Raw genomic sequence first — 13,318 nt, forward strand, 5'->3', positions numbered from 1 at the left:
ATGAAATAGCGTTACCCGTGGTTAAAACCACTCGCTTCTTCTTCACTTAGAGGGTGCGTAACCGGGTGGTTTGCGAAATAGTCTAGCGCTCTTTTAATATCATCAATCAGCAGGCAACCGAGATCGTAGCTCACACCATGACGAACCAGAATACGTTGAATCACCAGATCTTCACGATGTGCTGGCATGGAATACGCCGGAACCTGCCAGCCACGGGAACGTAATTTGTCGGCCAGGTCATAAAGGTTGTAGCCACCCAGTGCCGCATTATCTTTCAGTTTCCACGCCAGCGCAGGGATGCCTTTACTGCTGTCACCGTCAAACAGAATTTCAAATGGCCCTATTTTGCCGATTTCTTCGGCCAGATACTGCGCCGTGGCATAGCACGCATTGTGGATTTTCGCGTAGCCTTCACGGCCAAGACGCAAAAAATTATAGTACTGTGCAACGATCTGCCCGCCAGGACGTGAGAAGTTCAAGGCAAAAGTAGGCATGTTGCCGCCAAGATAGTTGACATTGAAGATAAGTTCTTCAGGCAAGTCAGACACTTCTCGCCACACTATCCAGCCCGCACCCAATGGGGCCAAACCAAATTTATGGCCGGAAGTATTGATGGATTTCACCCGCGGCAAGCGGAAATCCCATTCCAGCTCAGGTACACAGAACGGGGCCAGAAAGCCGCCGCTCGCGCCATCAACGTGCATGGGAATATCCAGACCGGTTTCGTTTTGCAGTTTATCAAGGGCATCGCTGACCGCTTTAACCGGCTCGTACTGGCAAGTAAATGTCACACCCAATGTGGGCACCACGCCAATGGTATTTTCATCAACACGTTTGAGCACTTCTTCCGGGCTCATGATCAGGCGATCGCCTTCCAGCGGGATTTCACGCAGTTCAACGTCAAAGTAACGGGCAAATTTATGCCAGCAAATCTGTACTGGCCCACAAATCAGGTTCGGTTTATCGGCGGTTAATCCCTGTTCGGCACGTTTTTTACGCCATTGCCATTTCAGGGCCAGCCCACCTAGCATCGCGGCTTCAGATGAACCGATGGTGGAGCAGCCCAACGTCGTTTCCGGTGTCGGTGAATTCCATAAATCAGCCAGCATTCTTACACAACGTGCTTCAATCTCTGCGGTTTGCGGATATTCATCTTTATCGATCATATTTTTGTCGATCGATAAATCCATTAATTCGCGAATCTCGTCATCTACCCACGTCTGACAAAATGTTGCCAGATTCTGGCGTGAATTACCGTCCAGCATGAGTTCATCACGAATAGCATTAAAAACATTACGGGGATTACGTTCTTCAGCCGGGAAAACGGATTTCGGCATTGATTTCGCCAAATCAATGGAGGCGTAAACATCATCATTTTCATTGTAATTGGTAAATACGTTAGTCTTATCCATAGCATTACCCTTAAAGAAATTGTATTGAATTTTAATGTATTAACTCATGCATCCTGAAGCGGTTAAAACTTTTCAAAACGATGCAGTAGAATTCCTTTCTTTACATCATGCCGTTCACACATCATTTATTTTCTTCACACAGTGTGACTGTCAAGGGCTCTGCAACATTTAATATATTCCAAAAACCTTAAAAAGACAAAAAGGTAAGCAAAATAGGAATTTTTTCATCGGCTAATCGCTATTTCCATAGTCCACAAAGCCAAAATTTGCCGCTATTTTTATATTCTAAATTATTATAAAAAAAGTAACGCTCTAGATGATGGTTAATAAAAAACGCCAGACCACTTTGCCCTGGCGCTCACCATGCAGGGCTTGAAGTTCCAGACAGCAAGGGTTAGAGAGTAATTGGGCTTCCAAACGCCACCCACCTATTTAGCGTCACAAACAGAGCTTCCACATTAAACACCCGGTAAATTAATGCCGATTTAGAGATACTTAGCCGAGTAGAGCTCCAGGTTGATTTATATTATATATCATCAAGGAAAACTCCCAAAAATAGGTATTTTCTGAACCAGAAAATACTTCATAAGTGAATAAAAACCTCGGCGAAACATATTCACTCCTTTTTAAAAGCCTGAATGCTCAATATAAAATCACCTAACAAGGTGACAAACTCGCTGCGAAAATAGGTTTTACAAATAACCGCTTAATATTTATGGTCTAAAGCGGCCATGAAAGGCTTTACATCACAGATGCTCATGAAAATAAAGCGCCAAGCTTATGCATTGATTTGGCAAGGTGTGGCTTGATCAGTCAGCCTGCGTCATTTTTCCCATCACAAAAGCAAGATTCGATGCAGCAATTAATGCCGCAGCGTGGGCGTCCGTACTCATTTGCTGGGCAGTAAGCAGGCCATTGGCGGCCTCATTGGCAACCGTGATGGTTCCTACGCCGTTGCGATATGATTCGAGTGCAGCGTCATAGGTAATGAACGCCGTTTTCACCAGGTTCAACGCTGCTTTATTTGACTCAAGCGCAGAATGCAACGTATCAGCAGCGACGACAATTTCACGAACCGCCAGCTCCTGTGTCTTTTTAAAACCTTCATTCGTTGCGGCAGCGCGAGATTCGGCCTCTTTAACCCGAGCCGCTCGCAGTCCTCCGTCGTAAAGAGGCACGCTGACGCCCAGCAGAATGCTCGAAGAAGAGGTCTGCGGGCCAATTGGCGGTAGCCCTTGTACATCGAAGCGCCCATTGCCCCCGGCAACCACTCCCGCGAGGTAAACTTTTGGCAGAAAATCCGCCTCAACGGCCTTGATACCTGATGCTGCGGCTTGTACATCGGCATAGCTTGCCAATACGTCTGGCCGCTGGGAAAGGGCCAGTTTAATCATCGCTTGCGTAGGTGGGCTGGTCATTTCAGGCAGCGGTTTATCCTCTGTCAGAGCCACTTTGAACCGTGATAAAGGCGAGATGCCCATCGCACCCAGTAATGCCTGCCAGCTATCACGCTCGGCTCCCTGTGACACAACGCGATTCAATTCCGCCTGCGCGACCTGCTGTTGCGCCTGCGCCACTTCGACCGCCGTAGCGATACCTTTATTTCTCCGTGCCTGGGCAGCCTGCAAAATCATCTGGCTGTTGTGTAATGTGCCCTGCGCGACTTTGCTGCGCGCCACCGCCGCACCGTATTGAAAATAAGTGCGCGTCACATCATAGATAAGCTTTTGATGCATGCCGTTAAAGGTGACATTGGCCGCATAAGATGTGTATTTGGCCGCCTCCTGTAACGCGCTGCGTTGCCCAAAATCGAAGATTAACCATTGCAGCGCCAGCGCAGGCACCACGGCGCTGCTAGACGTATCCAGATCCTGCTGAGCCCCCACTTTGTATGGTAACGGCGTGCGTGTACTTTGATAACCGCCAATCACGCTTGCTGAAATCATCGGCAAAAATGTTGACTCAACCATGCCCACCGCCAATGCGGCCTGGCGCGCTTGCTGCCAGGCGATACGGGTATCCTGATTTTGCATCTGGGCAATATCAATCAGTTCTGGTAACTGATAAACATGTTCGATATCCATCGCTGGCGGTGGCGAAAGTTCTGCCACAAGAGGATTAGCCGGAACGGAAAAATTGCCACCGCTGTTCATCGTGGGAGAGGCGTTGGGAGCCCAAGGCGAAGAGGGGGATGCGGGGGCCAGATCCAGTTGGTCCGTGGCACAGCCTGTCAGCATCCACAGTCCCATAACGGTGCAAATAACACGTTTTTTATTACTTAAAGCCATTTGCACTATGGGCTGCCTCATTTCAGAAGTTCCTCAAGTCGCTTGATACTTTGTTGAATTCTCAGATCAACGGGTGATGCCGTTGCAGTGAAGCAGCGCGTGACGTCAGCGGTGTTGGCCGCATTATCCTTCGCGCAGAGGCGGCGAAGCCGTTCAACATCGCCTGGCGATTTTTTAACGGGTAAAAAGAGCGGTGGGCACACTGTTTCTATTTCGTTAAGAATATCTTTCAGACGAATATATTCATCATGCGCTGGACGTAGCGAAGGTGGTTCAAAAGGAAGTAATTTCAATGCCTCACGAGCGCCTGCAATCTCCTCTTCAACGCGGGTGGCCGCTCTGATTGCCGCCGGGCGTGCGCCCGCTGGAAGCGCCGCCAGATTAAGCAAACTGGTGAGCGCATTACGGATGCGGTGGCGCACCGAATCGACAATGGCAGCCGGCCAGAGTTGAGTAAATATCAAATACACCACCAGATTGCCTAACAGTATCCCTAACACTCTATCAAGCGCTACCGCCAAATCCGTGCTCGGCCCAAACCCATTTAAGACGGTAAGCAGAAAAGCCAGCCCGATCTGGATCCCCGCATAGGCAATGCGTTCATTGCCGCTGGATACCCACGCCGCCAACAGTAACGCCCCAAAGATCAACGCCATTAGCTGACCGATATCCGTCATCCAGGGAATAATAAAAATAATCGACAACACGCCTATCAGCGCGCCAATCAGGCACCCGACGATCCGCAACGCCAACTTGTGCACCGTCTCTCCGGTCGTTCCCAAGGCTGCCACATAGCAAGTAATCATCGCGGTGTGAATGTCCTGCCAGTCCAATGCCGTATAGACGAGATAGCAGATAATGCTGGCAGCCGTGGTCTTTAGCGCAAAATATTGGTGAACAGGGCTGGTAAACGCGTCTTCAACAAAAAATGATGCCTTCGGCGCATTGGTGTCAACGGTGTTATCCGGCTGGGCAAGCGCCAGCACAGCATCTTTCATTTCGCCTGCGTCATGCGGCTGGGCAAAGGTTGGGGTTTCCACTGCGCGGCCTTCGGAGATAGCCAGTGCCGCCGCACTGCACCAGTCTGCCAACTCAAGGCGTGTTGACGCTGACGTTGATGCGGATAGGGCAGAGATGGCCAATAGCAGCCGGTAGCTGCTTTTCACTGCGGACTCAAGCCAGGCAGCCTCAGCCGCAGGGCGCAGATGAAAAATACGAATCAGAAGCGCGCGTTGCTGATGTTCATTTTGCCCTTCCAGCAGCAAGGCTTTGATCTTTTCCAGACTGGTGGGATCGGGTTGCCGTAATGCGCCTGCGGCGATCGCTAAACGTGCGGACAAACTGGCACGCAGCAATTTCCATGGCGCCCTGCCCAGAAACAAATTGAACACCACTAACAGCATCATGGGTGAAACGGCCATTAGCCAGGCGTAAAGCACGGCCCTTGTTGCTAATTCCCCGTTCGGCACATTGCCAAGTAAGGACATAACAAAAGCGATGACCAACGCAATAATGCTGCCCACTGGCCCTAACTTGCTGGCTGAACCCAACCAGAGAAACGCGAAGGAGCTGATAACCAATACCGCCATGCGCAACGGCGCAGACGCCAAAGCGTAGGGAAGTATCAGTAAAAGTACGCCTACCACAATCGAGATTAATATCGATACCGCAATGGCCATCACCATACTTTCTACGGCATCCGGCTTCATAACGAATAAGATGAGGTAACAGCTAATGGCAGATTCGGGAATGCCGTAAAGCATGGCGATCATCGCCATTAATGCACATAACGCCCCCACGCGCCAGGACATGGCAAATCGCCCGGGGAACCAGGCCAGATCGGCTTTCACCTGGCGGAGCACTGCGCCCCGCGCCCAGTTAACAGTCGTCGTCATGTTGTACCACGGCCACGGCACTGGCTCCGATACGCATCAGCTCGGCTGGGGGATTATCGAGGTTGATCCGCACCGGGAAACGCTGCGCCACCCGCACCCAGTTCAGTGACTTCGGCACATAAGGCAGATTACGCGGGATGTTAAACTGGTCCTCAGAACTGATCCCCCAACCAATGCCCTCAACTCTTCCTTTAAGCGCGCGTTGCCGATCGGCCATCACATACACCGTGGCGCAATCACCAATCTTAATGTTGCTCAGTTCAGTTTCACGAAAGAGTGCCGACGCATGCCACTGCTCACTGTTAATCAGCGTAAACACCGCCTGATCCGGCAACACAAATTCACCTACGGATACATTGAGGCCAACCACCAACCCATCATAGGGTGCTCGTACTTGGGTATTTTCCAGCTCTCGCTCCGCGATGGCGAGCGCGGCACGGCGGGCAGCCAGCAACGCTTCAGACGCTGCCGTGCTGCTGACTAAGGCTTCTGCGGCAACAGACTGTTTAAGCGCCTGATTCAGGCTGATCTGCGCATCGTGTTTAGCGGTGGCGGCATCATCGACCTGCTGGGCCGTGACATATCCTTTTGCCAGCAAAGGTTGCAGCCGCGCCAGCGTTTGGGTAGCCAGCTTAAGGTTGGCACGCGCCCGGTTGATTTGCTCGTCGGTTACCGCCGCATTGGATTGCTCTGCCACAACGGTCCGGTGCTGAGTATCCCAGGCAGCCTGTGCCATCTTCACCTCGGCCTGAGCCTGATCGACCCGCAGTTGGTACAGATAAGGATCGAGGGAAAACAATACCTCGCCCTTACGAATGCGGCCGTTTTCCTTAACATTAATGGCGATAATCCGCCCCGGCACGGAACTGCTCACGTTCACGACGCTGGCTCCAATCACGGCATCCTCAGACATGGGATTCAAGGCATCCTGACGCAGTGTATACCAGCCGAGTACCGCCGCAGCGATGACGATCAGCCCCCCAATAATGAGCGCCAATTGGCGTTTGTGTCCGCTCTTGGTTAACGGGTTCATTTTCTTAGCGCGCAAATATCAATAGGGATGACAGACAAGCCATGGCAAGCGCCAGGCATACATAGACAAATAACCGCCATGGAAGCACCTCATCAATTCCCACACGAATAAAAAGTACGCGCGCGATGATCGCCACGACGATGCCAATCACGGCACAGGCGATCCACGAAGGAAAATAGGAACCCAATAAGGAAAATGCCGGTGCCTTGGCATTAACACAACCACTCAGGCTCAAGAAAGCAACCAGTAATAACATTAACGATCTGCGCCGCTGGGCCTGCTCGCTGCGCCCTTGGCACCTGAAAAAAGCCCCCCGCCACCAGCGAAAGAAAGTCGCCTTGCTCATCTCATTCACCTATTGTCGTCATGCTCATCATCCGATGTTCTTTATCAAAATCCGGCGGTAGACATCACAGCGTATTTTTATAAATATGACCGTCTTTCATGATGACGCGGAACGCTTGCTCAGGCTGGGCAATCAGTTGAATGTCCGCCAGCGGATCGCCGTCAACCACAATCATATCCGCCAGTGCACCGGCTTCCACCACCCCCAACTTATTGGGATAGGGATTACGCGGGCCAGACAAAGCACAGAGCTGCGCGTTAACGCTGGTGGCCATTTTCAAGATTTCCAGAGGCGTATACCAACGCACAAGCTTGGCTAACTGAGCGCCCTGGCGGGTAGCGAGCCGGGCATCAAACAGGGTATCAGTGCCCCAGGCGGTTTTAATCTCATATTTTTTCGCGAGTTTATAAGCCGTATCGGTGCCCGCAGACATCACAAGTTGCTTGGCACGTGAAGCCGGGTTTACCATCGGCACCGCATCCTCATCATCAAGGAAAGGCTGTAGACACCACCATAGCTGCTGCTTCGCCATCAATTGCACCGTTTCTTCATCGACCAACTGACCATGCTCAATACATTTCACGCCGCCTTTAATCGCCATAGTGACGGCGCGCGCCGTATAAGCGTGGACCGTGACGTAGGTCCCCCAGTTTTCTGCGGCCATGACTGCTGCCGCAATTTCTGGCACTGAGCCTTCGGTAACGTCAATGCCGTCATACAACGAGGCCACGCCACCGCCCGCCATAAACTTAACCTGCGAGGCACCGCGCATCAGTTGTTCTCTGGCGCGTAACAGAACCTGATCGGCCCCATCCGCAATCGCCGTAATTCCTACTCGCTCGATATAGCTAAGGTGATCTGCCGGTGCACGCGGTACTTCGTTAAGCATACGGAAATCACCGTGCCCACCCGTTTGGGAAATGAAGGCCCCGGACGGATAAATTCGCGGCCCGATCGTAATTTGCTCGTCAATCGCGCGTTTCAGGCCAAAAACCGGTCCCCCCATATCACGCACCGTCGTAAATCCGCGCAGCACTGTCGCCTGCGCCTCCGCGATAGCCAGTGCCTGGATATAATTAAAGTCAGCTGTCATCGCTGTCATCATTGATGGGCGAGCCATAATGGCATGCCAGTGGGCGTCAATCAGCCCTGGCATCAGGACGCCTCCTGCACCGTCAATGATTTCAACCTCCGCGGGCAAAGGCGTCTCCGCAGGCTCTACGGACTTGATCTTATTGCCTTCAACAATCACTTGCAGGCCATCCCGCAAATGGTCAGAAACACCATCGAAAATGCGGACGTTAATAAATGCTTTCAACTGCGCGGCGGCGGCGGTTCCCTTGCCATGCTGCGCTTGCTGCCCAGGTATTGCCGCAGAGACCGTTGCTGCTGTAATCGGCGGCGCTTTAGCCGCTTGCTGGGTCAGCACCGTATTGATGCGGACAAATGCGGGGCTGTGGCAGAGACAGGCTTCAGAATGTTCATGGGCAGGCTGAATCGAAGGTAATGGCCGCATAACGCAACGCTCCTTATAAGTTTAATCACATAAACTTCGGAATACATTCAGCATAATTGTATCGTGTATTTCTAATAACGCATTTTATTATCTGACACCGCCTTAATACGTAGAATCGCGAATGTCCTGTTAATTAAATAAAAAATCGTGGCCGTCGCCGTCCACAGCCCGATACAAATATCGCCACTGGCCTTTAATTTTGATGATAAGTCTCATCCATTCACCACCGCCGAGCTACCGCGCTCTGCCATGATCTCTTTCTGATTGCGTAAGCTGAGAACGGTGAGTTCGAATTTCCACGAAAGGAAGCCATGCACCTTGTTTGGCGGGGCCTCGCCAGTCACGTGGTCATATTCCCCCTGCTTTTCTCCTGGCAATAATGGGGGCCGAAACGTCTGGCGTTCAACCTCCTGTTTAGAGTGAATATATTTATGAATGTCATTCATAAAGTTATACCGATTTAACGGGATTATCTCTGCAGACGGGATGTGTACTCTTAACATCACAAAAGACGCTTGTTTTATAAATTCGGGCCTTGGCGCAATGCACATTGCACACGTCATTGTTGATGAGGAGTAAAGATGAAAGATGTTAACGTGGTTATTGGAGCGGGCTCCATCGGCCAGGCGATTGCTCGCCGAGTCAGTGCAGGTAAACGCGTACTGTTTGCGGATCTGAATCAGCAAAATGTTGATGCTGCCGCCAAGGTTTTCAGTGATGCCGGTTTTGAGGTCTATACCACCGTCGTTAATGTGTCGAGCCGTGAGTCCGTTCAGGCTTTGGTGGAAAAGGCCCAATCGCTAGGTAATGTCATGGGGGTAATCCATGCCGCGGGCGTGTCACCGTCTCAAGCCTCACCTGAGACCATCCTGGCCGTTGACCTCTACGGTACCGCCGTCGTGCTGGAGGAATTCGGCAATATCATAGCCAAAGGGGGAACGGGGATCGTGATCGCTTCTCAATCAGGCCATCGCTTACCGTCACTTTCCGTAGAACAGAATGCTGCATTGGCGACAACCCCCACCGAAGTGCTATTAAAACTGCCAATGTTGCAACCTGATCTCGTTACAGATCCGCTCTATGCCTATCAAATTTCAAAACGCGGCAACGCATTACGGGTGATGGCAGAAGCGGTGAAATGGGGGAAACGGGGGGCTCGTGTGAATACGATAAGCCCTGGCATCATTTTTACTCCGCTCGCCAATGATGAGCTCAGTGGTCCCCGTGGGGCTGGGTATCGCACCATGCTTGAGAAATCACCAGTGGGCCGGGGAGGTACTCCCGATGAAGTCGGGGCGCTGGCCGCATTGCTGATGGGGCCGGAGGGCACCTTTATAACCGGTAGTGACTTCTTGATGGATGGCGGTGTCACTGCGTCATATTGGTATGGGGATTTAGCACCGACGAAAAATCCATAATACCTGAATGATAGGAGACCCATCCCGTTCGTGATGCAGCGATCCCACTCCTGAGGACCTATGAACAAAAACAGACTTGGCTACCGCGATAATATTTTTCCTCAATCACTTTTGCCATTATTGATCATTTGGTTGCCTTTGAGCCTGGCAATAGCAGAGGAAAACGTGCCCACAGCAAGAAACCAGGCTGAGCGAGAAAGCCAACGCGCGGCCAATACCTGGACTAACTCGTTAGGCATGAGATTTGTAACAATACCTCAAGGCACATTTCTGATGGGATCAACAGAAGCCGACGCTGACAGCAGGGAAAAGCCAGCGCATTCCGTTACTCTCAGCAAAGCTTTTTATATCGGCCAATTTGAAGTTACCCAAAAGGACTGGGAAGAAGTTATGGGAGAGGCTCCCTACTCCCGCGATCGCTCCAACCCGTTCTACCAATTGCCAGGTATGGCCAAACGAATTACCAGACCCAACCATCCTGCCACAGTGTCATGGCAGGATGCTCAGGCATTCATCTCTAAACTGAACCAAAGGGAAGGAACGAATCGCTATCGGTTACCTACGGAGGCCGAATGGGAATATGTCGCACGAGCAGGAACCACGGGGCGATATTTTTTTGGCGACGATCCGGCACGGCTTGCCGATTATGCCTGGTATGGCGAAAACTTTGCTACCGGTGGTACTCATCCAGTCGGTAAAAAACAGCCTAACCCTTGGGGGGTTAATGATATTTATGGAAACACCTGGGAGTGGGTAAATGACTATTACAGCACCGATTATTACGCCCAAAGCCCGCCAGTGGATCCTCAAGGCCCCTCGCAAGGCTCACAAAGAGTTGTGCGAGGAGGAAGCTGGCACAGTACTGCTGATGGATGGCACAGCGCGTGGAGAAAACCTTACCCTGAAGATTATCGGGGAATAAGTATTGGTTTCAGACTGGTAAGAGAAAAAGAGTAATTTTCGACATGGTAAAAATTGCTTAGGGGGTTATTGTAGAAATTACCGCATAATCCCTTAAGAGAAGAAGATATTAATGACTAAATAAAACGATCTAAATATTATACAGTGTGATAATAAAAAACTCCATCAACACAGTTATACCAGATCGTTTATAATATGATGGATATCCTATTTTAATATAACATAATTAATCTTGGATAATTTCAGCTTATTTTAATATCATCCAAATCGATATCCTCCTCTTCAGAGTCATTATTTATAATAACATCACGTGGAACGTCTTTTTTGATAACGGCGTAGACAACACCCGTTACTAATATATTGACTAGCAATGCCATGACACCCGCCATTGGTTGTGACATTGTTGGAATCATCAAAACCCCACCGAAAGGTACCGTTGCGTCAGCACCATATACCATGGTGATCGCACCACCACAAGCCCCACCAATTGCAGCAGCAGTAATACCACGAACGATATCATTCATAACGATAGGTATAGCTCCCTCAACAATATTCACTATCCCCATAGGAACTGCCGATTTTAACGTTTCGACCTCTTCGTTATTATAAATATTTTTACGTAGCAGTTTGCCAATAAAATAAGCAAGCCCAAAACCGATAGGTGTTGCAGTGTTAACTAACTGAAGTGCAGTAATTGGCTCGTTGACACCCTGTGCTTGAAGTGTCAAGACGAATGCGAAGCAAGTTTTGTTTATCGGCCCGCCAAAATCAACAATACACAAAGCTCCAATAACAGCACCTAAAAGCAAATTAGATGAAGTGCCCATGCTTCTAAGGAAGGATGTTAGTGCATCGGTAAAAATACCAATAGGAGCACCGATGATATAGACCATGATCAGACAACTGATAAGGGATGCAAAAAAAGGAACAATCAATGTAGGCATTAAACCACGTGCCCAACTCGGAACCTTCACATTTTTAATGATAGCAAGAGCAATATACCCAGAAATATAACCACCGATCATGCCACCGATAAAGCCCGCACTAATAGCATTAGCTGCCAAGCCTACGACAAAACCGGGCGCAATGCCGGGCTTGCCAGCGATCGAACCAGAGATTCCGATTGCAATAACAACGGGTAATAGTCCGAGTGCCTTAGCCCCCATAGTGGCTAAGGCCTGCCACAAATCAAATTGCCCCAGAACTAGAGTATCTTGAACCGTACCTCCAAGCCCCATACCGATAGCAATAATAAATCCGGCACCACAGACAATTGGAATTAGGAACGAGATAGCGGTTAGCAGATGGCCTTTAGGATTTGCGGCTTTCCATATTTCTTTTATACTCATGGATTACACCCTTTAACGTATATTAGATAAACATTGGTGAATAGTTATGAATTTACTAATTCACTGAGCTTTTCAATAAGTTTATTTGGAGATTTAACAGCCGTTTCTGTTGATACTTTAACTATTTTCTTTCCCGCGAACCTTTCTTCTCCAGAAACTTTAACATCAGCCGCCAACAGGACGATATCTGCTTGTGCAATCTCATCGTCTGTTAATTGGTTTTCAATACCAATAGTCCCCTGAGTTTCAATCTTGACATTATGCCCAGCTTTTTTTGCTGCTATTTCAATTTTCTTTTGTGCAATATAGGTATGTGCAATACCTACAGTACAGGCTGTAACCCCTACAATGTTCATAGTCATTCTCCATTATTTGTTCTAATATGTTGTAAATCGCCATGTAATGGCAAGAAAATAATTAAGCGTAATTAAGCGTAATTAAGCGTAATTAAGCATTAATATGCTTCAGATTCTGAATTAAAAAGCTCAATGATTTTTTGTGGGTCAGTTTCTTTCAACAATTTATCTATTATTTCCTCGTCTGCTAATGAGCCTGAAACTTGTGATAACAAACGAATGTGAGTCGTATTTTGATCAACCAAGCATACGGCAAATAAAATAATACAGCGAACATCGCTACCATCCATGGTTTCCCAAGGGATCTCATGTTGGGTACGTCCAATGGCCAACGCTGTATGGGCTACTCCCGAGGATTTTCCATGCGGGATCGCAATATGATTTTCGAATCCAGTTGATCCTTGTTCCTCGCGTAGCCAGACATCCCTAATAAAGTCATCTTTATTAATAACAGAGCCATCCTGCACTAATAAGTCAGTTAACTCTTCAATTGCTTCTTTTTTACTTCTGGCCACCATGCTTAATTTGATGTTTTTTACATTAAGTACTGTCGAAATATCCATAATTCACCTTCATTAAAATTAGATATAGGTTTAATAACAGGATATGCAACGTCTCTGTTATTATTTTTTCGGTAATACGCTGGTAACCCACATAATTAAGAAATGCAGTGACATGCACCACTGGCATGATGGCACTTTCCCAATCGGAGAATGAATACTACCCACGACCAGCGCATTACCGTTATTCAGTCCCGCCTGTAAGCGCTAATTAAAATGATAAC

At 49.1% G+C, this 13,318-nt stretch carries 12 protein-coding genes and 1 pseudogene; 2 read left to right on the forward strand and 11 right to left on the reverse strand.

Annotation, left to right across the window (positions count from 1 at the left end; all coding sequences use genetic code 11):
- Positions 1-11: 11 nt before the first annotated feature.
- From Z042_RS02265 to Z042_RS26235, 8 genes and pseudogenes are all read right to left on the reverse strand, one after another.
- Entirely contained in the window at positions 12-1,412 is a 1,401-nt protein-coding gene (locus Z042_RS02265) for a glutamate decarboxylase (RefSeq protein ID WP_024912750.1), read from the reverse strand.
- Positions 1,413-2,221: 809 nt separating this feature from the next.
- Positions 2,222-3,700, reverse strand: a complete 1,479-nt coding sequence (locus Z042_RS02270) for a TolC family protein (RefSeq protein ID WP_154667030.1) — start codon at positions 3,698-3,700, stop codon at positions 2,222-2,224.
- Positions 3,701-3,717: 17 nt separating this feature from the next.
- Positions 3,718-5,595, reverse strand: coding sequence for an FUSC family protein (locus Z042_RS02275; protein ID WP_024912748.1), 1,878 nt, complete (start codon positions 5,593-5,595; stop codon positions 3,718-3,720).
- Positions 5,579-6,628 (reverse strand): multidrug transporter subunit MdtN, encoded by a 1,050-nt coding sequence (mdtN, locus tag Z042_RS02280; protein WP_024912747.1) that lies wholly within the window; start codon positions 6,626-6,628, stop codon positions 5,579-5,581. Before mdtN ends, Z042_RS02275 begins: the two co-directional genes overlap by 17 nt.
- Positions 6,629-6,632: 4 nt before the next feature.
- Positions 6,633-6,983: a YtcA family lipoprotein gene (locus tag Z042_RS02285; protein WP_417903516.1), complete on the reverse strand. Its 351-nt coding sequence runs from the start codon at positions 6,981-6,983 to the stop codon at positions 6,633-6,635.
- 55 nt (positions 6,984-7,038) lie between these two features.
- Positions 7,039-8,490 (reverse strand): metal-dependent hydrolase family protein, encoded by a 1,452-nt coding sequence (locus Z042_RS02290; protein ID WP_024912745.1) that lies wholly within the window; start codon positions 8,488-8,490, stop codon positions 7,039-7,041.
- Positions 8,491-8,628: 138 nt separating this feature from the next.
- Positions 8,629-8,710 (reverse strand): annotated as a pseudogene (locus tag Z042_RS25825) (DDE-type integrase/transposase/recombinase); the annotation flags it as partial.
- Positions 8,703-8,936, reverse strand: coding sequence for a hypothetical protein (locus Z042_RS26235; RefSeq protein WP_162149749.1), 234 nt, complete (start codon positions 8,934-8,936; stop codon positions 8,703-8,705). The pseudogene Z042_RS25825 and the gene Z042_RS26235, both read right to left, overlap by 8 nt.
- Positions 8,937-9,071: 135 nt before the next feature.
- Here Z042_RS26235 and Z042_RS02300 point away from each other — a divergent pair, with 135 nt between their 5' ends.
- Together Z042_RS02300 and Z042_RS02305 are read left to right on the forward strand one after the other, a co-directional pair.
- Positions 9,072-9,908 carry an SDR family oxidoreductase gene (locus Z042_RS02300; protein ID WP_024912743.1) on the forward strand — a complete coding sequence of 279 codons (837 nt, stop codon included), beginning with the start codon at positions 9,072-9,074 and terminating at the stop codon, positions 9,906-9,908.
- A gap of 60 nt (positions 9,909-9,968) precedes the next feature.
- A complete protein-coding gene (locus tag Z042_RS02305) occupies positions 9,969-10,865 on the forward strand; it encodes a formylglycine-generating enzyme family protein (protein WP_024912742.1) in 897 nt (298 codons plus the stop codon).
- A gap of 206 nt (positions 10,866-11,071) precedes the next feature.
- Here Z042_RS02305 and Z042_RS02310 read toward each other — a convergent pair whose 3' ends face one another.
- The 3 genes from Z042_RS02310 to Z042_RS02320 form a co-directional block, all read right to left on the reverse strand.
- The gene (locus tag Z042_RS02310) at positions 11,072-12,178 is read right to left on the reverse strand and encodes a PTS fructose transporter subunit IIC (RefSeq protein WP_024912741.1); all 1,107 of its coding nucleotides are present in this window, start codon (positions 12,176-12,178) and stop codon (positions 11,072-11,074) included.
- 44 nt (positions 12,179-12,222) lie between these two features.
- Positions 12,223-12,534 carry a PTS fructose transporter subunit IIB gene (locus Z042_RS02315; protein ID WP_024912740.1) on the reverse strand — a complete coding sequence of 104 codons (312 nt, stop codon included), beginning with the start codon at positions 12,532-12,534 and terminating at the stop codon, positions 12,223-12,225.
- 98 nt (positions 12,535-12,632) lie between these two features.
- Positions 12,633-13,097, reverse strand: a complete 465-nt coding sequence (locus Z042_RS02320; RefSeq protein ID WP_024912739.1) for a PTS sugar transporter subunit IIA — start codon at positions 13,095-13,097, stop codon at positions 12,633-12,635.
- Positions 13,098-13,318 lie beyond the last annotated feature (221 nt).

This window comes from Chania multitudinisentens RB-25 (genome assembly GCF_000520015.2).
Classification (GTDB): domain Bacteria; phylum Pseudomonadota; class Gammaproteobacteria; order Enterobacterales; family Enterobacteriaceae; genus Chania; species Chania multitudinisentens.

Coding starts and splice junctions, on each gene's coding strand:
- Z042_RS02275 (WP_024912748.1), bottom strand. CDS start 5,595: ATGACGACGACTGTTAACTGGGCGCGGGGCGCAGTGCTCCGCCAGGTG.
- Z042_RS02290 (WP_024912745.1), bottom strand. CDS start 8,490: ATGCGGCCATTACCTTCGATTCAGCCTGCCCATGAACATTCTGAAGCC.
- Z042_RS02270 (WP_154667030.1), bottom strand. CDS start 3,700: ATGGCTTTAAGTAATAAAAAACGTGTTATTTGCACCGTTATGGGACTG.
- Z042_RS02300 (WP_024912743.1), top strand. CDS start 9,072: ATGAAAGATGTTAACGTGGTTATTGGAGCGGGCTCCATCGGCCAGGCG.
- Z042_RS02265 (WP_024912750.1), bottom strand. CDS start 1,412: ATGGATAAGACTAACGTATTTACCAATTACAATGAAAATGATGATGTT.
- Z042_RS26235 (WP_162149749.1), bottom strand. CDS start 8,936: ATGAATGACATTCATAAATATATTCACTCTAAACAGGAGGTTGAACGC.
- Z042_RS02320 (WP_024912739.1), bottom strand. CDS start 13,097: ATGGATATTTCGACAGTACTTAATGTAAAAAACATCAAATTAAGCATG.
- Z042_RS02315 (WP_024912740.1), bottom strand. CDS start 12,534: ATGAACATTGTAGGGGTTACAGCCTGTACTGTAGGTATTGCACATACC.
- Z042_RS02310 (WP_024912741.1), bottom strand. CDS start 12,178: ATGAGTATAAAAGAAATATGGAAAGCCGCAAATCCTAAAGGCCATCTG.
- Z042_RS02305 (WP_024912742.1), top strand. CDS start 9,969: ATGAACAAAAACAGACTTGGCTACCGCGATAATATTTTTCCTCAATCA.
- mdtN (WP_024912747.1), bottom strand. CDS start 6,628: ATGAACCCGTTAACCAAGAGCGGACACAAACGCCAATTGGCGCTCATT.